General features: G+C 64.8%; 19 protein-coding genes. 11 read left to right on the top strand and 8 right to left on the bottom strand.

Annotated elements, in window-relative coordinates; all coding sequences use genetic code 11:
- Nucleotides 1-117: 117 nt before the first annotated feature.
- Nucleotides 118-1,026, bottom strand: coding sequence for a LysR family transcriptional regulator (locus KY49_RS24470; protein WP_042587071.1), 909 nt, complete (start codon nt 1,024-1,026; stop codon nt 118-120).
- A gap of 121 nt (nt 1,027-1,147) precedes the next feature.
- On the opposite strand from KY49_RS24470, the gene KY49_RS24465 reads away from it, so the two are divergent.
- The 4 genes from KY49_RS24465 (at nt 1,148) to KY49_RS36170 (ending at nt 4,638) form a co-directional block, all read left to right on the top strand.
- Nucleotides 1,148-1,861 (top strand): type 1 glutamine amidotransferase domain-containing protein, encoded by a 714-nt coding sequence (locus KY49_RS24465; protein ID WP_042587070.1) that lies wholly within the window; start codon nt 1,148-1,150, stop codon nt 1,859-1,861.
- 9 nt (nt 1,862-1,870) lie between these two features.
- A complete protein-coding gene (locus tag KY49_RS24460; protein ID WP_231636477.1) occupies nt 1,871-2,725 on the top strand; it encodes a type 1 glutamine amidotransferase domain-containing protein in 855 nt (284 codons plus the stop codon).
- A gap of 56 nt (nt 2,726-2,781) precedes the next feature.
- On the top strand, nt 2,782-3,576 hold the full coding sequence (locus KY49_RS24455) for an SDR family NAD(P)-dependent oxidoreductase (RefSeq protein WP_042587068.1): 795 nt from the start codon (nt 2,782-2,784) through the stop codon (nt 3,574-3,576).
- Between the two features lie 486 nt (nt 3,577-4,062).
- The gene (locus KY49_RS36170) at nt 4,063-4,638 is read left to right on the top strand and encodes a hypothetical protein (RefSeq protein ID WP_231636476.1); all 576 of its coding nucleotides are present in this window, start codon (nt 4,063-4,065) and stop codon (nt 4,636-4,638) included.
- Nucleotides 4,639-4,842: 204 nt separating this feature from the next.
- Here the strand turns inward: KY49_RS36170 and KY49_RS24450 are convergent, their stop codons facing one another.
- The gene (locus tag KY49_RS24450) at nt 4,843-5,175 is read right to left on the bottom strand and encodes a cupin domain-containing protein (protein ID WP_042587067.1); all 333 of its coding nucleotides are present in this window, start codon (nt 5,173-5,175) and stop codon (nt 4,843-4,845) included.
- Between the two features lie 139 nt (nt 5,176-5,314).
- On the opposite strand from KY49_RS24450, the gene KY49_RS24445 reads away from it, so the two are divergent.
- Entirely contained in the window at nt 5,315-5,503 is a 189-nt protein-coding gene (locus KY49_RS24445) for a hypothetical protein (RefSeq protein ID WP_042588692.1), read from the top strand.
- Between the two features lie 294 nt (nt 5,504-5,797).
- Entirely contained in the window at nt 5,798-6,496 is a 699-nt protein-coding gene (locus KY49_RS24440) for a hypothetical protein (protein WP_042587066.1), read from the top strand.
- Between the two features lie 106 nt (nt 6,497-6,602).
- Here the strand turns inward: KY49_RS24440 and KY49_RS24435 are convergent, their stop codons facing one another.
- Together KY49_RS24435 and KY49_RS24430 are read right to left on the bottom strand one after the other, a co-directional pair.
- Nucleotides 6,603-7,775 carry an NAD(P)/FAD-dependent oxidoreductase gene (locus KY49_RS24435; RefSeq protein ID WP_042587065.1) on the bottom strand — a complete coding sequence of 391 codons (1,173 nt, stop codon included), beginning with the start codon at nt 7,773-7,775 and terminating at the stop codon, nt 6,603-6,605.
- A 116-nt stretch (nt 7,776-7,891) separates the two neighbouring features.
- The gene (locus KY49_RS24430) at nt 7,892-9,043 is read right to left on the bottom strand and encodes a branched-chain amino acid ABC transporter substrate-binding protein (protein ID WP_042587064.1); all 1,152 of its coding nucleotides are present in this window, start codon (nt 9,041-9,043) and stop codon (nt 7,892-7,894) included.
- A gap of 254 nt (nt 9,044-9,297) precedes the next feature.
- Here KY49_RS24430 and KY49_RS24425 point away from each other — a divergent pair, with 254 nt between their 5' ends.
- The gene (locus tag KY49_RS24425) at nt 9,298-10,425 is read left to right on the top strand and encodes a J domain-containing protein (protein WP_042587063.1); all 1,128 of its coding nucleotides are present in this window, start codon (nt 9,298-9,300) and stop codon (nt 10,423-10,425) included.
- A gap of 40 nt (nt 10,426-10,465) precedes the next feature.
- Here the strand turns inward: KY49_RS24425 and KY49_RS24420 are convergent, their stop codons facing one another.
- Complete coding sequence (locus KY49_RS24420; RefSeq protein ID WP_082062431.1) at nt 10,466-13,384, bottom strand: FAD-binding and (Fe-S)-binding domain-containing protein; 2,919 nt, start codon at nt 13,382-13,384, stop codon at nt 10,466-10,468.
- Nucleotides 13,385-13,386: 2 nt separating this feature from the next.
- Nucleotides 13,387-14,415 carry a DUF1338 domain-containing protein gene (locus KY49_RS24415; RefSeq protein WP_042587062.1) on the bottom strand — a complete coding sequence of 343 codons (1,029 nt, stop codon included), beginning with the start codon at nt 14,413-14,415 and terminating at the stop codon, nt 13,387-13,389.
- Between the two features lie 224 nt (nt 14,416-14,639).
- On the opposite strand from KY49_RS24415, the gene KY49_RS24410 reads away from it, so the two are divergent.
- Together KY49_RS24410 and KY49_RS24405 are read left to right on the top strand one after the other, a co-directional pair.
- On the top strand, nt 14,640-15,593 hold the full coding sequence (locus tag KY49_RS24410; protein WP_042587061.1) for a LysR family transcriptional regulator: 954 nt from the start codon (nt 14,640-14,642) through the stop codon (nt 15,591-15,593).
- Nucleotides 15,594-16,057: 464 nt separating this feature from the next.
- A complete protein-coding gene (locus tag KY49_RS24405; protein ID WP_042587060.1) occupies nt 16,058-17,686 on the top strand; it encodes an NADP-dependent glyceraldehyde-3-phosphate dehydrogenase in 1,629 nt (542 codons plus the stop codon).
- 250 nt (nt 17,687-17,936) lie between these two features.
- Here the strand turns inward: KY49_RS24405 and KY49_RS24400 are convergent, their stop codons facing one another.
- Nucleotides 17,937-18,305, bottom strand: a complete 369-nt coding sequence (locus KY49_RS24400) for a nuclear transport factor 2 family protein (RefSeq protein ID WP_042588690.1) — start codon at nt 18,303-18,305, stop codon at nt 17,937-17,939.
- A gap of 339 nt (nt 18,306-18,644) precedes the next feature.
- Between KY49_RS24400 and cysS the strand changes: the two genes are divergently transcribed.
- Entirely contained in the window at nt 18,645-20,048 is a 1,404-nt protein-coding gene (gene cysS / locus KY49_RS24395) for a cysteine--tRNA ligase (RefSeq protein WP_042587059.1), read from the top strand.
- Nucleotides 20,049-20,103: 55 nt separating this feature from the next.
- Here the strand turns inward: cysS and KY49_RS24390 are convergent, their stop codons facing one another.
- Entirely contained in the window at nt 20,104-20,838 is a 735-nt protein-coding gene (locus KY49_RS24390; protein WP_042587058.1) for an SDR family oxidoreductase, read from the bottom strand.
- Between the two features lie 103 nt (nt 20,839-20,941).
- Between KY49_RS24390 and KY49_RS24385 the strand changes: the two genes are divergently transcribed.
- Nucleotides 20,942-21,853, top strand: a complete 912-nt coding sequence (locus KY49_RS24385) for a LysR family transcriptional regulator (RefSeq protein WP_042587057.1) — start codon at nt 20,942-20,944, stop codon at nt 21,851-21,853.
- Nucleotides 21,854-21,980: the final 127 nt, after the last annotated feature.

Raw genomic sequence — 21,980 nt, 5'->3', positions numbered from 1 at the left:
CAGATCGCAGAACAAGTTTCGAGCGTATCGCTGCGAGCGTCACGCCAGGGCGATGCGGTCGAGGCCGACACGCAGGATGGCATGCCATTCGACTCCTTCGGTCAACCCATATCGCAATCAAGCCTCGGCTGTCGACGTTATCAGCATGTCGATCAAGTTGCGGGAGGCGGCCGACAGGCGGCGATGCGGCGCATAGATGACCGAAAACGGCCGTGTGCGGCCCCGCAGATGGGGCAGCACTTCGACGAGATGTCCGGCCCGGATCCGATCCTGAACGATGAAGTCATAAGTTTGGCAGATACCGGCACCACTCTGCGCCATTGAAACGACACCAAGCACATCGTCGGACACCGCGACATTCGAGGACGGCAGCCAATCGATGTCCTGATCGTCGTCACGAAACACCCAGGGCGCGATACGGCCGCTGCTGGGCAGCATGAACGGCAAACAAAGATGGTGCTCCAGATCGGCCACGTTTCCGGGCGTGCCGGCGTGCGTGACGTACTCGGGCGACGCCACAAGGCACAGCGCCGCATCCTCGAGCTTGCGCGCGACCAGACCGCTGTCCGGTAGCTCGCCCAGACGGATCGCCAGGTCGAAGCCCTCGGCCACGAGATCCACGTTCCGGTTCGCGATGTTCAACTCCACGCGAACGTGCGGGTGTTCCCGCGTGAACCGCCGCAGCAGCGGCGGCAGACGATAGTGCCCGTACGTCGTTGGTACGCTCAGCCGGACATGGCCGGTCAAGGTACCGCCGTGCCCCTGAATGGCCCGCTCGGCGTCATCGATCAGCAGGAAAGCCGCGCGCGATTGTTCGAGATAGTGCCTGCCGTGCTCCGTCAGGCTCAACCGCCGCGTAGACCGACGCAGCAACTGCGTGCCCAGCCGGGTTTCCAGACGTGTGATGGCTCGGCTCAATACGGAGGGCGTGCTGCCCAATGCCACCGCGCCGGCAGTCATCGAGCCTTTTTCGACCACCGTCACAAACGCTTCCACGTCACCGAGACGGTCGAATTTACGCGCCATCTTGTCCTCCGAAGAACAAAAGCTTTACCTTCGCGTCAGTTTATCTCCACGAATGAACCAAATAAAGTGTGTGCATCGTGACTGCATCGTCGAGTCACCCACCGAAATCGAGGAGCACAGCATGAACGGCGAACATCGCCACCGGCAGGATCTATCGGTTCTATTCGTACTCACGAGCCACGCGGAGAAAGGCTCGACCGGCGAGCCGACCGGATTCTATCTCGGCGAAGTGACGCATCCGCTGGCCGAACTCGACGCGGCCGGCATTCCCGTCGAATTCGCATCGATTCAGGGCGGTGAACCGCCAGTTGACGGGCTCGATCTCGACGACGAAATCAATGCGCACTATTGGCGCGATGCCGCTTTCCGGGACGCACTGCGCCAGACACAGCGGCTAAGCGATGTAGACACAGCGAAATATGCGGCGGTCTTCTTTGCCGGAGGTCACGGCGCAATGTGGGATTTTCCCGGCAATGCCGACGTGGAAAATGTGACGCGCGCGGTCTATGAAGCGGGCGGCGTGGTCGGCGCTGTATGTCACGGTCCGGCCGCACTGGTCGACGTGAAACTTGGCAACGGTACATATCTCGTCGCCGGCAAGAATCTGAGTGCATTCACGGACGAAGAAGAACGGGCGGTCCAGCTCGATCGCGTCGTCCCTTTCCTGCTCGCAGGCACCTTGAAGCAGCGCGGCGCACTTCACCATCCCGCGCCGAACTGGACCGCGAAAGTCGTCGTCGACGGTCGGCTCGTGACTGGCCAGAACCCGCAGTCGGCTTCCGGCGTGGGCGCCGCAATGCGTCATCTGTTGCTCACCCGTTCACGACAAGCCTGAAATTTCCCAATGGAGAAAGCCATGTATTCGATGCGGAGGCTCGCCGTTGCAGCCATCCTCGGCATTGCCGCGTGCGGCGCTCATGCTGCCAACGTGCTAGTGGTGTTGTCGGATTCCGACCACCTCGACCTGAAGGATGACAAGGTCTTCGCGACGGGCTTCTACCTGAACGAGTTGATGCAGCCCGTGAAGGCGCTGCTCGATGCTGGCCATCAAGTGACCTTCGCCACGCCAGAGGGCAAGGCGCCGACGATGGACGTCACGTCGGCCGACAAAATGTACTTCAACGGCGACGACAACGCGATGCTCGACTACCGGGCCTTGCTCGACCGGCTACAAATCACGTCGCGCGCGCATTCCCCGGTGATCAGCCTGTCGCGGGTGGAGCAGATTGGATACGCGCACTTCGATGCCGTCTATGTTCCCGGCGGCCATGCGCCGATGCAGGACCTGTTGACCAGTGCCGCCATGGGCAGATTGCTGGCCGACTTTCACGCGCGCGGCAAGACCACGGCGCTCGTTTGCCACGGCCCGATTGCGCTGCTGTCGACGCTGCCCGATGCGCCGGGCTTTACACGAAAGCTCGCGGCGGGGAACGCGGGCGACGGCGACACGAAATGGATCTACGCCGGTTACCGGATGACGGTGATCAGCAACGCGGAAGAAGAGCAGGCCAAAGGGCTGCTCGGCGGCGGCGCGATGAAGTTCTATCCGCAGACTGCATTGCAACGCGCGGGCGGGATTTACAGCAGTAACAAGGTGCCCTTTACTGCGCACATGGTCGCCGACCGTGAATTGATCACCGGCCAGAATCCGGCATCGGCTCTGGATGTCGCCGGCGAAATGCTGAAGCGGCTCAAGTAATGCCGTGCAATAGACCGGCAGTGCCGGTTCCTCGATGAGTAAAGGAGAAGCAAACCGTGGATCTGCAACTTGAAGGAAAAACTGCGATCGTCACCGGTGCCACTGCCGGCATCGGCATGGCGATCGCGCGAACGTTGGCCGCGGAAGGCGTGGCGGTCACGATCACCGGCCGGCAACGTGACAAGCTCGACGCAGCCGTGGCCGAGCTCTCCGGTGGCGCGCAGCGCGGTAACGTGCGCGGAATCGTCGCCGACGTGAGCGGCGATCGCGGTGTCGCGGAACTGATCGATGCGCAGCCGGATACGGATATTCTCGTGAACAATCTCGGCTACTACGAAGCCAAGCCGTTCGCCGAGATCACCGATGACGACTGGCTGAGAATGATCGACGTCAACGTGATGTCCGGTGTACGGCTGTCTCGTCATTACTTTCCGCGCATGCTCGCGAAGAACTGGGGGCGCGTGATCTTCATGTCCAGCGAAGTAGGTGCATTCACGCCTCCGGACATGGTGCACTACGGTGTCAGCAAGTCGGCGCAACTTGCGGTCTCACGCGGAATGGCCGAACTGACGAAGGGGACCGGCGTGACCGTCAATAGCGTACTGCCATCCGCCACGCGTTCGGAAGGCATCGTGACATATCTTCGGCAGACTGCGCCGCGACCCGACATGACTGATGCGGAAATCGAATCGCACTTCTTCGACACGTATCGCCCAAGCTCGCTGATTGCCCGCATGATCGAGGCCGACGAGATTGCCGCGATGGTGGCGTTGCTTGCCAGTCCCTTGGGCGCTGCATCCAATGGCGCCGCAGTACGCGTCGAGGGCGGCACCTATCGGTCGATCCTCTGAGCAGGCGCCGCAGGTGGCGCACACATCGACCCTACGATCGACGAGGCGTATAGGCGCCTTACGCGCGAAAACTCGCTGCTGATGTTCTTCAGTACCGGTCCTGGAACTGCGCAGGCGATGGGCAATCCCGTGCTGGCGAGTATCAGGCAGATCGCCTATGAGGTGGAGGAAACGCTACGCACGAAGGCCCCCCGATTGGGGCACTGGTTAACTGGAACCGCCAAAGCAACTTTCCCGGTCACATGAGCGCGCAATTCACCGCAACACCTGCAATCGTCACCCCAATGATGCAGCAGTACCTGTGCCTTATTTGACAAGGCCCGGCGCACAAACCTACGCCACAACCTACGCTCACGCTTTTGGGGATGGGCCGTTATCGACCCTGAAGGGACACTCCCAGAAACCAAATTGGGACATTCGCAGGCGTCACCGACCGTCGGTCTACGTATGACACAATTGCATAATTTGCGTTGACGGCGAAAACCTATGCCAAACACCCGGGCGGCGGATAACGGAGTTCAAAGCGGTCCTTTGCTGACTGCCTTTCCCGCAGAGCTTCGCTCCGAAGTGACCGTCGTCACGGATTTGATTCGACCCAGCACCGCAACTCATCCCGGGGCGGCTGTCGTTGTTCGAGGCGAATCACTCAACGTCCCGTATCGAATTCACCACGAATGCGATGACACGCTCTTCCCTCAGCTGAACTCGGCTCAAGCGGCTATCTATGCTTGCGTGTTGACGAGGCACCTTGACGGACATGTGCGCCAGCGTCATATCGGGCGGCTGGCCACTTCACCCGAGCCTTGGATTGCGCCTTTCATCGTGCACCTCTGCGGCGAGTATGTAATTGAAATCCTCGCCGAGATTGAAGCGAACTTGCCATCCATGGATCAATGCGTTTACGGCGCGTTTTTCAGGGAAAACCCAGTTTTCATGAAGCGTACGCATGATCGAATGATCAGTTATTGGGATTGCTACTACCGTTGGCTGTACAAGCGAAAACTCGATTACGTTGGTTTTCGGGTATTCGAACGGTTCCACGAATGGTGTGGCTCCTCCTGACGGCCATTGGTGCGTCGACCTCGGTCAACCCACGAGCGATTGTGAACAATTCGAATGCTCAAGTCGATTGACCGTTCATGGCCGGAAGCCGACGGTCTTCTCCAGCCGTTCGCCCGAGCACTCAGATGAACACTCGAACGGTGGGGGGCAGCCATCTACCCGCCGGATCGAGTCCCGGCCAATCCCTATGATCCAGCGCCCAATTCACCGTTCGTGATAAATCGCAAGCCAGACAGTCTGCTCTTCCTCATGCGTCCACGCGACGCGATGCCGGCAATGCGGCTCGATCAGCACATAGTCGCCGGGGCGCATCTCGTGCAGCGTCGAATCCTCTTCGAATTCGAGCACGGCCGCACCCGACAGCAGCGCAACCCACTCGGCGCGCGAATCGTCATACCAGAACCCCTCGGGACTCGCCTGTCCCGTCGACACGATCCGCTCCACGTTCAGGCGTTGCCCCGTGACCAGCACGTCAATCCGCTCGTCGCCGCCGCGCTTCCCTTCGGGGCTGAACAGGTTACCGGTTTGAAGTTGCATTGCTTGACCTCGCGTCAGCCTTCGTGCGAAGGCGGTTGGTTCAAAGGTGCAGAAACAATGTCCACTATAGTCCTCGAACCGCCCGCCCCCTTCCCGCCTGCTAGACTGAAAGTTCCCCCGGCAAACCATGGAGGGAGACATGACGACCATCTATGTCGTGAAAACCGGTGAGCACTTCCTCTGCTGTGCCGAGGACGGAGATATCGGCATAGCACCGACGATTGAAGACGCCATGTCCTTTCTCTCGTATGAGGAAGCGATAAAAGCGGCGAACGCGCACGCCGACACCGGGTACGAAATCGTGGCCATCAACCTCGTCGCGCGTTGATGCTGAATCCGCTGCCGGGGCGGCCCGTGAGGGAAGGCACCGGCAATTTTGCTGGCGCCGTGCGATAAGGCGCGCCGGTTGGCTGCGTCCAAAATCATCCGCGAGCGGGCGGCGGCGAACGACGAACTGTCTTCCACGAACGTCCCCGGAACTGAATAGCTCAAGGTCGAGAAACCCGTGCCCTAAACCGGAACCGTTTGCTGCCGTTAATCAACATTACAAAATACATTCATTGCAGCGGCGGGGCCGGCTTCGCGTTGTCCATCCAGCGCCGCCGCCAAAGACGAGGGTTCCATGACGATCAAGGCCACCAACTATTCCAGCAGCCCCTACGCCTACCCCGTTGGCGAGCGTGAAGGTTCCAGAAAAGCAGACGACCCGACGAGCCCGGAGTCTTCCCTTCGTGACCTGCTCAAGCGGAACGAGCAGGTTCGCGTGGCCTTGAGCGACCTTGGGCGGTCATCGGCGCAAAGCGCGAAAGAGTATGCGCGCAGGCGCCTGGAAGAGATTGAGGACATGCTGCGAAAGCTGGCAATGCTCGGGCTGTCGCCCAAGCAGCTCGCAGCGATGTTAAAAGAAGTGAAAGGCCTCGTTGAGCAATACCAGGCTGCAGGAAAAGCGCTGGGTGCCGACGTGTCCGTTGATTCGCCTACCGCGTCGGGAGACGCCGGAACGGCGGCGGATGATGGTGCGTCAAACGCCGCCGCAAACGTCAATGCCGCGTCGCTGGATGCTTCGACGGCGATGACGGAAGCCACGACCGGGAATCCGACGACCGCTGGTGACGCCATCTCGCCATCAGGCGCGCTTTCGCAAGCGGGTGCCGGCGGCCAGGCCAGCCCCGCGAGCGCTTATCGCGCGATGGCCGATAACCTTTCCCGCACCAACGATGCCGCGACTGCCGACGCCAATTTCATGGCGCACGCGAAAAGCCTGCTGGAGCGGCTCAAATCCATGCTGAAGCATGCGAATGAGCAAGGCCACTCGCGCTGATCCGGGAAGAACCTGAAAAAAAAAGCCCGACAACGTCGGGCCAATCGGTGACACAAGGAGAGATCCGTCCACCACACAGGACTGCCACGCCGCTCGCGCTACCGCACTACACGACGTTCTTTTCGACGATCGGCCGGTTCTCGAGCACCCGCTCCCAGCCGAGCGGAGACAGGTCGAGCGTCGCATAGCGCCCGCCGAGGATCAGCTCGCTGACGCCGCGCCCCGTCGCCGGCCCTTGCTGCAGCCCGTGCCCGCTGTACCCATTCGCGAACACGCAGTTATCGAGATCCGGGTGGTAGCCGATGATCGCGTTGTGATCGAACACGTTGTACTCGTAATAGCCGGACCAGCAGTGCTCGACGCGCAGCGCCTCGAATTCCGGCACGCGATGCGCGAGCGTCGGCCAGATCACGTCGTCGAACAGGTCGTGATCGACTTCGTCGAGCGGCAGGTCGTCCGGGTCCTTGTCCGGGCTCGGCGACGTGCCGCAGATATAGGTCTTGCCCTCCGGCCGGAAATACACGCCGGTCGGATCGATCAGCAGCGGGCACGCCGCCAGCTTCGCCGGCGACGACACGTTGAAGATGCTGCGCCGCCGCGCGTAGACCGGAATGTCGATGCCCATCATCGCGGACAGCGGGCGCGACCACGCGCCGGCCGCGTTGACCAGCGTGTCGCACGCGTGGCGCTCGCCATCGCGCGTGACGACGTGCGTGACCTTGCGGCCGTCGCGCACGACGCCCGTCACGTCCGCCGGCACATACCGCGCGCCGAGCGCCTGCGCCTTCTTGCGCAGCGCCTGCACGAGCCCGTAGCCGTCGAACCAGCCTTCGCCGCTGACGCCATACGCGCCCGACGCGAGATCGTCGACGTTCAGCCACGGAAAAGTCGCCTTCAGCGCGTCGCGATCCATCAGGCGGATGTCCGCGCCGAGACGCGTCTGCAGCGCGTGGTTCTCGCGCAGCGTCGCGTCGCCGGCCGGCGTCGCGAGAAACAGGTAGCCGCCCTCGTGCAGGTCGATCGACGGCCGGTGGCCGTCGACTTCGAGCCGCTCGCCGAGGGTGCGCAGGAATTCGATGCCGTACAGCGACATCTCGATCGACAGCGGCGTCGAGAACTGCTGGCGGATCGACGCGGCCGACAGCGCCGACGACGATCTCGCATAGGTCGGATCGCGCTCGATCACGGTCACGGCTACCGTCGGATCGGATGCGCGCAGGAAGTAGGCGATCGAGCTGCCGATGACGCCGCCGCCGACGATTACGACTTGAGAACTCACGACTGACTCCAGATTGCGGATGATAGGCACGGCGCGCCGCGCGCGCCGGACTGCTTGCGGTATTTCAGCATGGACGGAACCGGCGCGAAAGCGTCGCGCGCCCCCGGCCCGTCCGCTCAATTCGCCGACTTCGTCGTCACCGGCTGCCACGCGGCGTTCTTCACTTCATACAGCGTCGAGCTCGGGTTCTTCAGGTCGCCGGTGTCCGTGAACGCGATCGTGCCGGTGATGCCGTCGTAGCTGGTGCGCTTCAGCGCGCCGTTGAAATCCGCGGGCTTCGTCGAATTCGCCTTCTCCATCGCCTTGATCGCGATCCACGTCGCGTCGTACGCGAACGGCGCATACGCGAGCATGTCGACGCCGTACTTCTGCCGGAACTTCGTCTCGAAGGTCTTGCCCTTCTCGAGGCGCGCCAGCGGCTGGCCGTACTCCCACACCGATGCGCCTTCCGCCGCGCCGCCGGCGAGCCGGATGAAGTTGGCGTTCATCACGCCGCCGCCGGCAAGGAACTGCGCCTTGATGCCGAGCTGGCGCATCCGCTTGACGAGCATCGCCGCCTGCGCGTCGAGGCCGCCGAAGAACACGAGATCGGCATTGACGCTCTTGATCTTCGTGAGCTGCGCGCTGAAGTCGACCGCCTTGTCGTTGGTGAACTCGCGGGTGACGATCGTGCCGCCGTTCGCCTTCACCGCCTTCTCGAACTCGTCGGCTTCGCCCTGGCCGAACGCGGTGCGATCGTCGATGATCGCGATGCGCTTCGCCTTCGTGACGCTCGCCGCATACGCGCCCGCGTTGCCGGCGTTCTGCGTGTCGGTCGCGATCACGCGATACACGGTGCCGAGGCCCGCGCGCGTGATCTCCGGATTGGTCGCGGATGGCGTGATCATCGGAATGCCCGCCTTCGCGTAGATCTTCGACGCGGGCAGCGTCGTGCCCGAATTGAAGTGGCCGATCACGACCGCGACCTGCGCGTCGGTCAGCTGCTGCGCGGCCTGCACGCCGGCGCGCGGATCGCTCTGGTCGTCCTGCGACGCGACGACGAACTTCACCGGCTTGCCGCCGATCGTCGGGCGCGCCGCGTTCGCCTCGTCGACCGCCATGCGCACGCCGTTCTCGATGTCCTTGCCGTACGCGGCGCCGCCGCCCGTCAGCGGACCGGCGACGCCGACCTTGACGACCGTCTCCTGCGCAAGGGCCGCGCCGGCCGGAAGCACGAGTGTCGCCGCAGCCAGCGCCGCGCCGGAAAGAGAGCGAATTCGGAATTTCATCGGGGCATTCCTTCGGTCTGGGGGGAAGCGGATGCGCAGCGCGGCGCCGTCTCCGGGAGCCTTTCACCGCGAAAGAGGTGAGCCGATTGTGGGTAGCCAATACCCGCGCAGCAAACGAATTATCGGAACTATGTTGTGCGCAATAGTCATCAAGTCGGGGTGAACGCGCAATCCGGCAGACCGCGAGCGTCAGCCGTTCAGGCGCTAGAATGGCCCCTTTGTTTCATGCACCGCAGCCACCAGGAGGAACAGCCATGCCCCGCACAAACAGCCGGTCCGTCAGCATCGCGCCGGACACCGGCAAGACCGTCCTGTCCAAGGGGCAAAAGGCGTTCAACGCGCTGATCAAGCAAATCGAGAAGCGCCGCAAGCGCCTGTCGGCATGGGAGCACGTCATGCCCGCGTTCCAGAAGCGATATGTCGACGAGCTGTTGCCGCTCGAACGCGCGTGGACGGAGCTGCGCACGACGATGGCTTTCCGGCTCGACGAGGCAAGCGGCCGGAAAGGCTTGACCAAGGCCGAGCAACGCACGCTCTCGACGCTGCTCGCCAGCCTCGCCGGCGACCTGCTCGACGCAAACGACGACGCGCAGTTGAAGGCCATCTACAACCGGCATCGCGGGACCGACTACGACGACGAAGTCGCCGCCGGATTCGCGACGATGAAGGCCGAGCTGGAAGCGATGCTCGGCGTCGAGCTCGACGACGATCTCGACATGAGCGCGCATGACGAAGTCCTGCAACACGTTCGGGCGAAGCTGGAGCAACAGCAGGCTCGGGACGAGGCCAACAAGCGCGCGCGGGAAGCGCGGCGGGCCGAACGGCAAAAAACGGCGAAGCAGCTTGCGAAGGAGTCGCAACAGCAAGCCGAACAGGTCGCGCTGAGCCAGTCGATCCGTGACGTCTATCGCAAGCTCGCCAGCGCGCTGCATCCCGATCGGGAGCCCGACCCGCTGGAGCGCGAGCGCAAGACTTCGCTGATGCAGCGCGTGAACCAGGCTTACGACAGGAACGATCTGCTGAAACTGCTGGAATTGCAGCTCGAACTCGAGCACATCGACCAGCACGCGATCAACCAAATCAGCGAAGATCGCTTGAAGCACTACAACAAGATACTCAAGGAGCAAGTCGCCGAACTCGACCAGGAAATCCGGCACGTGGAATCCCACCTCAGGTTCGCCTACGGACTTTCTCCGTACGCCGACGTCTCTCCCGACACGGTGTTGCTCGATCTCGCGCGTGAAATCGTCGAACGCGAGCAGGACATTCGCGATCTGAAGGAAGAGATGCCGCTGTTCGACGACGTCGGGAGCCTGAAGCGCTGGCTGAAGGAGCTGAAACGTCAGCAGTCGGCCTTCCCGCTCGACGAGATGCCGTTCTGACGCGCGGACGTCGACGCTTTGCCGGCGTCGACGCCCTCCGTCACACCCCGAGCGCCCGTTTCGCGAGCTGCGCGATGTGCAGCGGCGTGCGGCCCGCGCCCTGCTCGATCTGCTCGCGGCAGCTAAAGCCGTTGGTGACGACGATCGCATCCGCGCTCGCCTGCCGCACGAGCGGCAGCAGCTTGCCTTCGCCGATCTTCATCGACAGGTCGTAATGGTCCTCGTTGAAGCCGAACGACCCCGACATCCCGCAGCAGCCCGTGTCGAGCAGTGTCCAGCGCACGCCGAGCTTGTCGAGCAGCGCGGTTTCTCCCTGCATCCCGAACAGCGATTTCTGATGGCAGTGCCCGTGGACGATCACGTCCGCGTCGAGCCGCGGCCACGCGAACTCCGCCTGCGCGACGAAATCGGAGAACAGGAACGTCTGCGCGGCGAGGCGCTTCGCGAGCGGATCGTCGGGAAGCTGCTTCAGCAGTTCGTCCTTGAACACCGACAGGCAGCCGGGCTCGAGCCCGACGACCGGCACGCCCGCGCCGATCTCGTCGGCGAGTTCGTCGACCGCCGTGCGCAGCAGCGCGCGCGCCTCGTCGAGCAGGCCGTAGTCGTACAGCGGCCGGCCGCAGCACAGGCGCTTTTTGGGCAACGTCACGTCGTAGCCGAGCGCGCTCAGCACGTCGACCGCGGCCGCCGCGATGTCGGGCGAGAAGTGCTCGTTGAACGTATCAACCCACAGAATCACCTTGTTGCCGGCCGGCGCCGCGTTCGTGCGCTGCCCGATCCCGCGCCGCTTCGCGATCGCCCGGAACGGACGCGGCGCGAACGCCGGCAGCGCGCGCTGCGGCGCGATGCCCGCGAGCCACTTGCCGATACGCGCCAAGGGCGGGGTCGAGGTCATAAAATTCGTAAGCCGAGGAAAACGGCTCGCCAGCGGCGCCCATTGTCCGATCCTCCCCATGAACATCGCCTGCCGCGGCCGGCGATGCGTTTCGTAGTAGTGCGACATGAATTCCGCCTTGTACGACGCCATGTCGGTATGCGTCGGGCAATCGGACTTGCAGCCCTTGCACCCGAGGCACGCATCGAGCGCTTCCTTGACCTCGGCGCTGTTCCAGCCGTCCTTGATCACGTCGCCCTGCAGCATCTCCCAGAACAGGTGCGCGCGGCCGCGCGTCGAGAACTTCTCCTCGCGCGTCGCGCGATAGCTCGGGCACATCGTGCCGCCGTCGAGCGAGCGGCACTTGCCCATGCCGATGCAGCGCTCGATCGCGCGCTGCATCCCGTCGCCCTCGGGGCTCGCGAAGGTCAGCTTCGTCTGCAGCGTCACCGGCTTGTATGCGGGGCCGAGCCGCAGGTTCTCGTCGGCGCGGTATGCGTTGATCACCTTGCCGGGGTTCAGCCGGTTCGCCGGGTCCCAGATCGCCTTGAACTCGGCCATCGCCTGCATCAGCTCCGGGCCGTACATGATCGGCAGGAACTCGGCCTTCGCCTGGCCGTCGCCATGCTCGCCGGACAGCGAGCCGCCGAAGTCGACCACGAGCTGCGCGGCCTCGCGCAGGAAGCCGCGCCACACCTGCACGCCTTCCGCGCTGCGCAGGTCGAACGTGATCCGCGCATGCACGCAGCCGTCGCCGAAATGGCCGTACAGGCAGGTTTCGTAGCCGTAGCGGTCGACGAGCGCCTGGAACGCGCGCAGATAGTCGCCGAGCCGCAGCGGATCGACGGCCGCGTCCTCCCAGCCGGCGACCGGATCGGGCTTGGACGGATCGACCGACAGCGCGACGGCCGACGCGCCGGTTTCGCGGATCGACCAGATCTTCTGCTGCTTCGCCTTCTCCGTGACGACGAAGCCGCTCACGTCCGGCCCCGCGCCGCCGCCGTTGAAATGCGCCTCGGCTTCACGCGCCTGCGCGAGCGCCGCATCGACGGTGTCCGCGCCGAACTCCAGCACGACCCACGCGTCGCCCGGCGGCAGCAGCGCGATTTCGTCGGCCTTCAGCCCGCGCGCCTGCAGCCCGCGGATGATCGCGCGGTCGAGGCCCTCGATCGCGATCGGCGCGAAGCGGTTGTAATGCGGCACCGCGTCCGCCGCGGTGAAGATGTCGGTGAAGCCGAGCACGAGCAGCACGCGGCACGACGGGCTGTGCACGAGCCGCACCTTGGCCTGCAACGTGATCGCGCACGTGCCTTCGGTGCCGACCAGCGCGCGCGCGACGTTGAAGCCGTTCTCCGGCAAGAGCTGGTCGAGGTTGAAGCCGGACACGCGCCGCTTGATCTGCGGAAACTCGTTGCGGATGCGCTCCGCGTAGCGGTCGCGCAGGTCGCGCAAGCGGCGGTAGATCTCGCCGCGCCGGCCGCCTTCCGCGATGATCGCGTCGAGTTCGTGCTCGGGCGTCGGGCCGACCCAGAAGCGCGCGCCGTCATAAGTGAGGATCTCGAGCGCCTCGACGTTCTCGACCGTCTTGCCGGCCATCACCGAATGCGCGCCGCACGAGTTGTTCGCGATCATCCCGCCGAGCGTGCAGCGGCTGTGGGTCGCCGGGTCCGGCGCGAACGTCAGGCCGTGCGCCTCGGCCGCGTCGCGCAGCGTGTCGCACACGACGCCCGGCTCGACGATCGCCGTCTGCGCGTCCGGATCGACCGACACGACGCGGTTGAAGTACTTGCTCGCGTCGGCGACCACCGCGACGTTCACGCCCTGCCCGTTCTGCGACGTGCCGCCGCCGCGCGTCAGGAACGGCACGTCGAAGCGCCGGCACACGCCGAGCGCCGCGGCGAGGTCGTCCGCGTCGGCCGGCACCACGACGCCGAGCGGCACCTGCCGGTAGTTCGACGCGTCGGACGCATAGAGCGCCTTCGTGCCGGCATCGAAGCGCACCTCGCCGCGCATCGCGGTGCGCAGGTCGGCCGCGAGCGCGTCGAGCAGCTCCTGCCCGACTTCGATCGGTGTCGCGCGCTTCACGATTATTTCGCGGCGTTCGCGGTCATCTTGAAGATGCCCTGCGCGTTGCCGGCATCGAAGCGCAGGTCGGTCACCCAGCGGCGCTGCGCCTGGTCGAACGTGCGCTTGCGCGTGATGAATTCGTAGAACGAACCGGGCACGCTGCGCTTGACCAGCCCGCCGTCGCGCGTCCTGAACTCGCGCTCGACGACGTCCGCGCGATACGCGGTCTGGAACACGCGGCCCGAGCGCGAACGCTCGACTTCCGGCTTCATCGGCCGGCCCTTCGCCTTCTCGTCGTCGGACAGCCGGAACACGTCGGCGACACGGTCGGTCGCGTGATTGAACGCGTTGCCTTCGGTCGCGATCCACGCCATTTCCGCCGATTCGAGCAGCAGCGTGTCGTAGTCGAGCTCGCGCGGCACGTCGTGCTGGCGCGCGAACGCGCCGACGATCTCCGGCAGCAGCGCGTGCGCGGCGTCGAGCGGCAGCCAGCCTTCGCGCTCGATCTCCCACAGCAGCGCGACGGCGGCCGGGCTCAGCGGATCGCGCGACGAGCTCACGACGTTCGTCACGGCCTGCTGGAATTCCTTCGAGAAGCGCTCCGGATGCAGCTCGCTGACGAAGAACTGCGCGATCTCGTCGGGCGCATCCTCGTGCGCGTATGCGCGCCCCGTCATGCCGAGCTTGTCGAGCGGATAGCGGCCGTTCAGGCGAAAGCCGAGCGGACGCAGGATGCGCGTGAACGCGGCCTCGCCCGGCGGCAGCGCGCCGGTGTGCGGCCAGCGCACCGTGCGCAGCGCGCCGTGATCGAAATACACCGAGCCGCCGTTGCCGATCGCGTCGGCCGTGTATGCGCGGCCGTTCGGCGAGCGTTCGAGCAGCCCCTCGAACAGCGCCATGTTCATCGCCTGCGCGATTTCCGCGCGCGTCACGACGCCGTCTTCCCATTCCTCGAGGATGGCCGGCATGTTCAGGGTCGCGAACAGGGCGTCGGTTTTCGCCTGTCCCAGCAGCTTCGTCAGCAAGCTCTCGATATTCGGATTGCGCATCTCGTTTCTCTTCGGGGGAACCGGCCGGCAACGGTGCCGGCGACTCGTCGGCCAGCCGCCCGATGGACGCCCGGCCTTGCGTGGGATGCATTATTCAAATGGTTGCAGGCGGGCGTAAAGCGAGATTAAATTGACACGTAATGAGTTTTTGGAACAATCGGCGGCAATTGCCCGGCGTCCCGCCCGGTGCGGCGCCGGCCCGTTCGTCAGACGAAACGACCCTCATGCGCAAATTCAAGATTCCGAACATGGGCGCGCTCGTGGCCTTCGAGGCCGCCGCGCGCCACGAGAGCTTCACGCACGCGGCGAAGGAGCTGTTCCTGACCGAAAGCGCGGTGTCGCGGCAGATCGCGACGCTCGAAGCGAGCCTCGGCGTGCGGCTGTTCGCGCGCGTGAAGCAGCGCGTGGTGCTGACCCGCGCGGGCAAGCTGTACGGCACCCAGGTGCGCCGCGCGCTCGAGACGCTCGATCGCGACACGCTGTCGATCATCGCGCACGGCAGCGGCGGCGGCTATCTGGAGCTCGCGGTGCTGCCGACGTTCGCGTCGCACTGGCTGATCCCGCGCATCAAGAACTTCTACGACCGCACGCCCGACGTGCGCGTGAACATGGGCAGCCGCACCGACCTGTTCTCTTTCGAGGACACCCACTTCGAGGCGGCGATCCATTACGGCAAGCCGACCTGGCCCGGCACGTCGGCCGATTACCTGTTCGGCGAGGAAGTCGTGCCGATCTGCTCGCCGGCGCTGCTCGACGGGCCGGTGAAGCACGCGCAGGACCTGCTCGCGTACCCGCTGCTGCACTCGACGACGCGCCCGGGCGCGTGGGCGCAATGGTTCGAGACGCTCGGCGTCGAGGACACCCGCACGATGCACGGCGTGCGCTACGAGCTGCATACGATGCTGATCAGCGCGGCGCAGGCCGGGCTCGGCATCGCGCTCGTGCCGAAGTTCTTCGTCGAAGGGCAGTTGCAGCAGCTCGGCCTGGTGATGCCGATCGACGCGGCGACGGCGGAGGATTCCGCGTACTACCTCGTCTATCCGACCGAGTTCAGCCACAGCAAGCCGCTGGAGCTGTTCAGGGCGTGGCTGCTGGAGCAGGCGAGCGCGTATGCGGCGCCGGGGCGGGACCGGGACGATGACGGGGACGAATACGTGGACAACGAAGACGTCGAGTGACGCGGGAGGCGCGATGGCCGGCGCGCGCCGGACCGGATGACTCCGGCCCGGCGCCCCGGTCAGCCCGACCCGGCGCTGGCGTCGTGGCGATCGTTATTTTTCTTACGCCTCGTAAGCTCTCAGGTCCTCGTTGTTGTTCTTGCGCATAAGCGCCCGGCCATTATCCGCCTGATTCGACAGAAGTAAAACGTTTGCGAGCATCCTCGTCGAACGTGATCCGATTCTGATCCGCCACACCGCTACTTTCCTTCATTGCGCTTTCAAATGCGCGGCCGCTGCGCGCGACGATTGCAATCGCGCTGGCGTTCCGATTTAATGGAACTGGTTCCAATCCGCGTTTCAGCCATGCCGTGACGTGACGCCTCGTCGTCCGCGCGTCATCATGGCGATTCAGGATCGAGGAGCACCATCAGGATTCCGCATCGTCCGTCCATCACGGATACCCTCAGTCAAGCGAGACCGTCATGCCCGATTCCGCCGCACTGCAGCAGCTGTTCCCCGCTTACGAAGACATCCCCGCCGAATTCCGGCTGAAATCGCCGATCCACCAGCGCGCGTCGCTCGTCGACGGCGAGCTGAAACCATGGGACGGCGCGACCAAAACGGTGCTGTCGCCCGTGTGCGTTCGGCAGCCGGACGGCAGCGTCGAGCAGCTCGACATCGGCAGCTACCCGGTGATGGGCGAGCCGGAAAGCGACGCGGCGCTCGACGCCGCGGTGCGCGCGTACGACGCCGGCCGCGGCGAATGGCCGACGATGAAGGTCGAGCAGCGCATCGCGTGCATGCAGGACTTCATCAAGCGGATGGTCGCGCAGCGCGAGCTGGTCGTGAACCTGATCATGTGGGAGATCGGCAAGAGCCTCGCCGATTCGCAGAAGGAGTTCGACCGCACCGTCACCTACATGCTGCAGACGATCGATGCGCTGAAGGAGCTCGACAACGCGAACTCGCGCTTCGTGATCGCCGAAGGCACGATCGGCCAGATCCGCCGCACGCCGCTCGGCGTCGTGCTGTGCATGGGGCCGTACAACTATCCGCTGAACGAGACGTTCGCGACGCTGATCCCCGCGCTGCTGATGGGCAACACCGTGGTGTTCAAGCCGCCCCAGTACGGCACGCTGCTGTTCGAGCCGCTGCTCGAGGCGTTCCGCGACGCGTTCCCGAAAGGCGTGATCAACACGATCTACGCGCCGGGCGCGGTGATCGTGCCGCACATGCTCGCGTCGGGCAAGATCAACGTGCTCGCGCTGATCGGGTCGAGCAAGGTCGCCGATCACCTGAAGAAGCAGCACCCGAAGTCGCACCGGCTGCGCGCGATTCTCGGGCTCGACGCAAAGAACGCGGCGATCGTGCTGCCCGATGCGGACCTCGACCTGACGGTCAAGGAATGCCTGCTCGGCGCGCTGTCGTTCAACGGGCAGCGTTGCACCGCGCTGAAGATGCTGCTCGTGCATCGCTCGATCGTCGACGAATTCCTGAAGCGCTTCACCGCGGCGCTCGAGCAGATGAAGATCGGCATGCCGTGGGAGCAAGGCGTCGGCATCACGCCGCTGCCGGGCATGCACCGCACCGCGTACATGACCGACGCGATCGACGACGCGAAGGCGAAAGGCGCGCAGGTCGTGAACGCATCGGGCGGCGTGTTCAGCAAGACGCTGTTCTATCCGGCCGTCGTGTATCCGGTGTCGGAAGGGATGAAGCTGTATCGCGAGGAACAGTTCGGGCCGATCATCCCGGTTGCGCCGTTCGACGACGTCGAGACCGCGCTCGACTACGTGACGACGTCGGACCACGGGCAGCAGGTCAGCATCTTCGGCACGGACCCGGCGCAGATCGGCGCGCTCGTCGATCCGCTCGTGAACCAGGTGTGCCGCGTGAACATCAACTGCCAGTGCCAGCGCGGCCCGGACGTGTTCCCGTTCGCCGGGCGCAAGGATTCGGCGGAAGGCACGCTGTCGGTGACCGATGCGCTGCGCGCGTTCTCGATCCGCTCGATGGTCGCCGCGAAGCAGACCGACAGCAGCAAGCAGTTGCTCGATGCGATCGTGTCGGACCACCATTCGAAGTTCGTGAACACCGGGTTCATTTTCTGAAGCGGGTGCGGGCGGCGTGGCGCGTTGCGCGCCGCCCGGTTTCGCATCGAGCGCGATGACGCAAGCGCCGATCCGGCAGTTTGCGCTCACGCGTGTTCCGCGACGACCTCGTTCAGCCACGGCCGCAGCCCGCCAAGCGTAAATCCGCCGTCGACCAGGATGCTCTGCCCCGTCACGAACCGCGCACCGTCGGACAGCAGTCATGCGGCGGCGTCGGCGACGTTCTCGACCCGGCCGGAAGCCGCCTGCGTTACGCGATCCTGGCGGCGTGCCCGGCCACGACGCGCCAGACGGCCCCGGACTGCCGCCACAGCCGGGTATAGGCGAACTCACCGTCGAACGGCGTCGCGCCGAAGCGGCCTGCCAGCGTGGCCTTCGTGGTGACCAGGATCATTTCTCCGATGCGGTGAACGGCAGTCCCGTGCAAATCCAGCCGGTCCAGACGCAGCAGCCTGTCGCGGTGAACGGACAGATCGTCGGGTTTCGAAAGCACCTGCCCGTCCGGGCCGGTGAAAACGAGGTCGTCATCCAGCAGATTCGCGAGCGCTTCGACGTCGTTGCCGAGCATCGCCGTCCGGAGCGCCGCTTCGTATTTCTCGATGATCGTCATGTCGTTCATATCGAAGCCTCGCATCGCCATACGCGTCGTTGATCCTGCCGGCCGTCATCGCATCCCGCGTTTTTTACCGCAGACTCGAACCGCCGGTCAATCGAACGGCCTGATCCACGACCACACGCCGCTATTGACCGGCCCATCCGCGAAACGCTACGATGCCCGTCATGCCCAGTCACGCTCGCCCCCTCCTTTCACCGGTGCGCGCATGTTGTCGAAACATGCCGGGGGGAACCTGCGTCTAGCGTATCGCTATACGTCACTGCGTCACATCCTTCTGGCCGCCCGTTGCAAAACCGGCGGCCTTTTCGTTTTCGCGCGCTGCCTTCTAGCCGGAGCAACACGATGCCACTTGCGTTGTACGACACCTGGTCGCGCACCCTGCGCCCGTTCACAGCGATACGCGACGATCACGTCGGCCTGTATTGCTGCGGCCCCACCGTCTATGACCATGCGCATATCGGCAACCTGCGAACCTACGTGTTCGAGGACATCCTGCGTCGCGCGCTGACCCGCAACGGGCATGAAGTCCGGCATGTCGTGAACATCACCGACGTCGGCCACCTGACCTCGGACGCCGACGAAGGCGAAGACAAGATGGAAAAGGGCAGCCGGCGAACCGGCCAATCGGCGTGGGAGATAGCCGCGCACTACACCGACGCCTTCAAGGCGGACTGGCGCGCGCTCAACCTGCTGGAGCCGTCGATCTGGTGCCGCGCGACGGATCACATCGCGGAGCAGATCGCCTTTATTGAGGAAATCGAACGAGCCGGCTACGTGTATCGCACCGACGACGGCCTCTACTTCGACACCAGCAAGCAGGACGATTACGGCTTTCTCGCGCGGCTCGATCACGCCGGCCTGCAGGCCGGCAAGCGGGTTGCAGTCGGCGCGAAGCGGAACGCGACGGACTTTGCGTTGTGGAAATTCAGTCCGGCCGAGGTCAGGCGCCAGATGGAATGGGACAGCCCGTGGGGACGGGGATTTCCGGGCTGGCATATCGAGTGCTCGGCGATGTCGGCGAAGTACCTGGGCGTCTGGTTCGATATCCACTGCGGCGGCGAAGACCATGTCGCCGTGCATCACAGCAACGAGATCGCGCAAACCGAAGCGGCCCACGGCACGCGACTCGCGAACTTCTGGATGCACGGGCATTTTCTGACGCTGGACGCTTCGAAGATGTCGAAGTCGAGCGGCGATTTCGTTCGCCTGCAAACGTTGCGCGACCGGAACGTCGATCCGCTCGCGTACCGCTACCTGTGCCTGACCGCCCATTACCGAAGCAAGCTGAATTTCAACTGGACGTCGCTTGATGCTTCGCAGACGGCGTTGAATCGCCTCAGGCAACTCTATTCCGGCTGGCCCGACGGCGGTAGCGCCGATGCGGCATTCGTCGCGCGATTCGATGCCGAGGTCGATCAGGATCTGAACATGCCGCGCGCGTTGGCGGTCCTGTGGGAGCTCGTCAAAAGCAACCTGCCGCCCGCCACCATGAAGGCGACGGTGGAAAACTTCGACGCAGTACTGGGACTCAAGCTGCGCGATTGGCGGCCGTCGGCATCCGACGTTCCGGAAGCGGTTCGCGCGTTGCTTGGCGAGCGCGAGCGGGCCCGGGCAGAAAGGAACTGGGCACGGGCCGACGAAATCCGCGAGATGCTGAAGGCGCGAGGCTGGCAGGTCGAAGACGGCAAGGATGGGCAACGCGTGACCGGACTCGCCGCGAACGTCACGCATGCCGGGCCGGATTGAGCCGGCCACGGCATCGAATCAACGACGGTCGACGACGGCCGGCCGCCTCGCGGCCTCACGCAAAGCGCCCGCCGCCGTCGACATGCAGGATTTCGGCGTTCACGTAACCATTGCCCAACAGAAACGCAATCGCTTCGCCGACTTCGTCCGGCCGTCCGACGCGGCCAACCGGCAACGTGGCCGCCGCCTGGGCAAGGATCGCGTCGCGGCTCTCCGGGCCGAACACGTCGAACAGCGGCGTATCCACGAACCCCGGCGAAACGACGTTGACCCGGATCGGCTTGAGTTCGAGCGCAAGCGAGCGCGCGAGCGCCTCGACGCCGCTCACCGCGGCGGCGATGACCGCCGTGCCGTCCCCCGACGGACGATCGGAAAGCTGCCCGCTCGTCAGGACGATCGACGCCGTGGGCGGCATCAGCGGCAATGCGGCCCGGATCGCATGCACCGGCCCCGCGATGCGCTCGCGAACCGCGGCCAGCAGTTGCTCCGGATCGGAGTCGGCGAGCTTGCCGACGATGAAGCTGCCCGCGGTAATGACCAGATGGTCGACGCGGGTCATCTCGGCGAACACCGCGGCGACTGCTTGCCTGTCGGCGATGTCGGCCACCGCCGTGCGCGCGCCGCCGATCGTTCGCGCGGCGGCTTCGAGTTTCGCGGGGGTCCGGCCGACGAGCGTGAGGTCGGCGCCGCGCGCCTTGGCCGCCGCCGCTGCCGCAAGGCCGATTCCCGAGCTTGCGCCGAACACGACGACGTGCGCGCCGCCGAGCGACGATTGCGTGGCTGATTGCATGGTGTTCCTGTCGAAAGAAGTGAAGGTGAGGCAACGTTACGTCATGCCAATCCTTGGGGGAATGCGCGAAAATCGCATACGGCCTATTCCACAGGGGAATGACTTGGATTCGCTTCAATCGATGTGGCTGTACACGCGCGCCGTCGAGCTGGGCAGCTTCTCGGCGGTTGCCCGCGAAGAAAAGATCGGTCAGCCGACGATGAGCAAGGTCGTCTCCGCGATGGAGAAGCAGCTCGGCGTCCGGCTGCTGCAACGGACCACCACGAGCCTGACGCCGACCGACGAAGGCCGGCGCTTTTACGAGCGCTGCAAGCAGATGCTCGAAACCTATGCCGACGCCGTCGCCGACGTGCGCGGCCAGGCGCAGCGGCCAGTCGGCAAGCTGACGGTCAGCGCGCCGATGGGGCTCGGCGAATTGCGCCTCAACGCGCTCGTGCTCGAATTCCTCGCGCAATATCCGGAGATCGAGGTCGAGCTGAACCTGACCGATCGCATCATCGACCTCGTCGAGGAAAGCATCGACGTCGCGATCCGCATCGGCAACGCCCTTCCCCCGGACGCCGTGGCCCGCAATGTCGCGTGGTCGCCGCGCGTGCTGGTCGCGACGCCCGACTACCTGAAGCGCGCGCCGCGAATCCGCAGGCCGGAAGACTTGCTCAGGCATCCGTTCGTCGGCTATGCGCGCGCCGCCGTCGGCGCGCAGCTCGAACTCAGCAAGGGCGCCGAGACCATCGTCGTCCCGACCAACGGGCGCTACCGCGTCAACAACTCGGTCGCGCTGCGCGAATGCTATCTCGCCGGCATCGGCCTGGGCAGTGCGCCGGCGTGGGTCGTGCAGGACCTGATCGATGCGGGGCAGTTGGTCAGGGTGCTTCCCAAGTGGGCCATCCCGCCGCATTCGGTGCACCTGATCACGCCGTCGCGCCGCTACCCGCCGCTGAGGGCGCGCGTGTTCCTGCAGTTCATGGCCGAGCGCATTCCGATGCTGCCGGGGTTTCATGCGCCGGGAGTTTGAAGCAGGCGGCCGCCCCGTCGACCGCACGCGGCTGTGAGACGATACGGCCTCTCGAACGTCATCCTTGCGGAGAATCTGCTTGAAACAAGAAAAAGTGCTTGCAGCGTTAGGTCGGGCCAGCGCGCCC

The sequence above is a fragment of the Burkholderia sp. MSHR3999 genome (genome assembly GCF_000833595.1).
GTDB classification, from domain to species: Bacteria; Pseudomonadota; Gammaproteobacteria; order Burkholderiales; family Burkholderiaceae; genus Burkholderia; species Burkholderia ubonensis.
Note: the sequence above shows the minus strand (reverse complement) of the source record. Positions and strands in the feature narration are given on the sequence as shown.

Bases quoted from the DNA above. Each gene is read 5' to 3' on its own strand.
- KY49_RS24450 (WP_042587067.1), bottom strand. From the start codon at position 5,175: ATGCAACTTCAAACCGGTAACCTGTTCAGCCCCGAAGGGAAGCGCGGC.
- KY49_RS36170 (WP_231636476.1), top strand. From the start codon at position 4,063: ATGCCAAACACCCGGGCGGCGGATAACGGAGTTCAAAGCGGTCCTTTG.
- KY49_RS24410 (WP_042587061.1), top strand. From the start codon at position 14,640: ATGCGCAAATTCAAGATTCCGAACATGGGCGCGCTCGTGGCCTTCGAG.
- KY49_RS24440 (WP_042587066.1), top strand. From the start codon at position 5,798: ATGACGATCAAGGCCACCAACTATTCCAGCAGCCCCTACGCCTACCCC.
- KY49_RS24425 (WP_042587063.1), top strand. From the start codon at position 9,298: ATGCCCCGCACAAACAGCCGGTCCGTCAGCATCGCGCCGGACACCGGC.
- KY49_RS24400 (WP_042588690.1), bottom strand. From the start codon at position 18,305: ATGAACGACATGACGATCATCGAGAAATACGAAGCGGCGCTCCGGACG.
- KY49_RS24470 (WP_042587071.1), bottom strand. From the start codon at position 1,026: ATGGCGCGTAAATTCGACCGTCTCGGTGACGTGGAAGCGTTTGTGACG.
- KY49_RS24460 (WP_231636477.1), top strand. From the start codon at position 1,871: ATGGAGAAAGCCATGTATTCGATGCGGAGGCTCGCCGTTGCAGCCATC.
- KY49_RS24430 (WP_042587064.1), bottom strand. From the start codon at position 9,043: ATGAAATTCCGAATTCGCTCTCTTTCCGGCGCGGCGCTGGCTGCGGCG.
- KY49_RS24405 (WP_042587060.1), top strand. From the start codon at position 16,058: ATGCCCGATTCCGCCGCACTGCAGCAGCTGTTCCCCGCTTACGAAGAC.
- KY49_RS24445 (WP_042588692.1), top strand. From the start codon at position 5,315: ATGACGACCATCTATGTCGTGAAAACCGGTGAGCACTTCCTCTGCTGT.
- KY49_RS24390 (WP_042587058.1), bottom strand. From the start codon at position 20,838: ATGCAATCAGCCACGCAATCGTCGCTCGGCGGCGCGCACGTCGTCGTG.
- cysS (WP_042587059.1), top strand. From the start codon at position 18,645: ATGCCACTTGCGTTGTACGACACCTGGTCGCGCACCCTGCGCCCGTTC.
- KY49_RS24415 (WP_042587062.1), bottom strand. From the start codon at position 14,415: ATGCGCAATCCGAATATCGAGAGCTTGCTGACGAAGCTGCTGGGACAG.
- KY49_RS24465 (WP_042587070.1), top strand. From the start codon at position 1,148: ATGAACGGCGAACATCGCCACCGGCAGGATCTATCGGTTCTATTCGTA.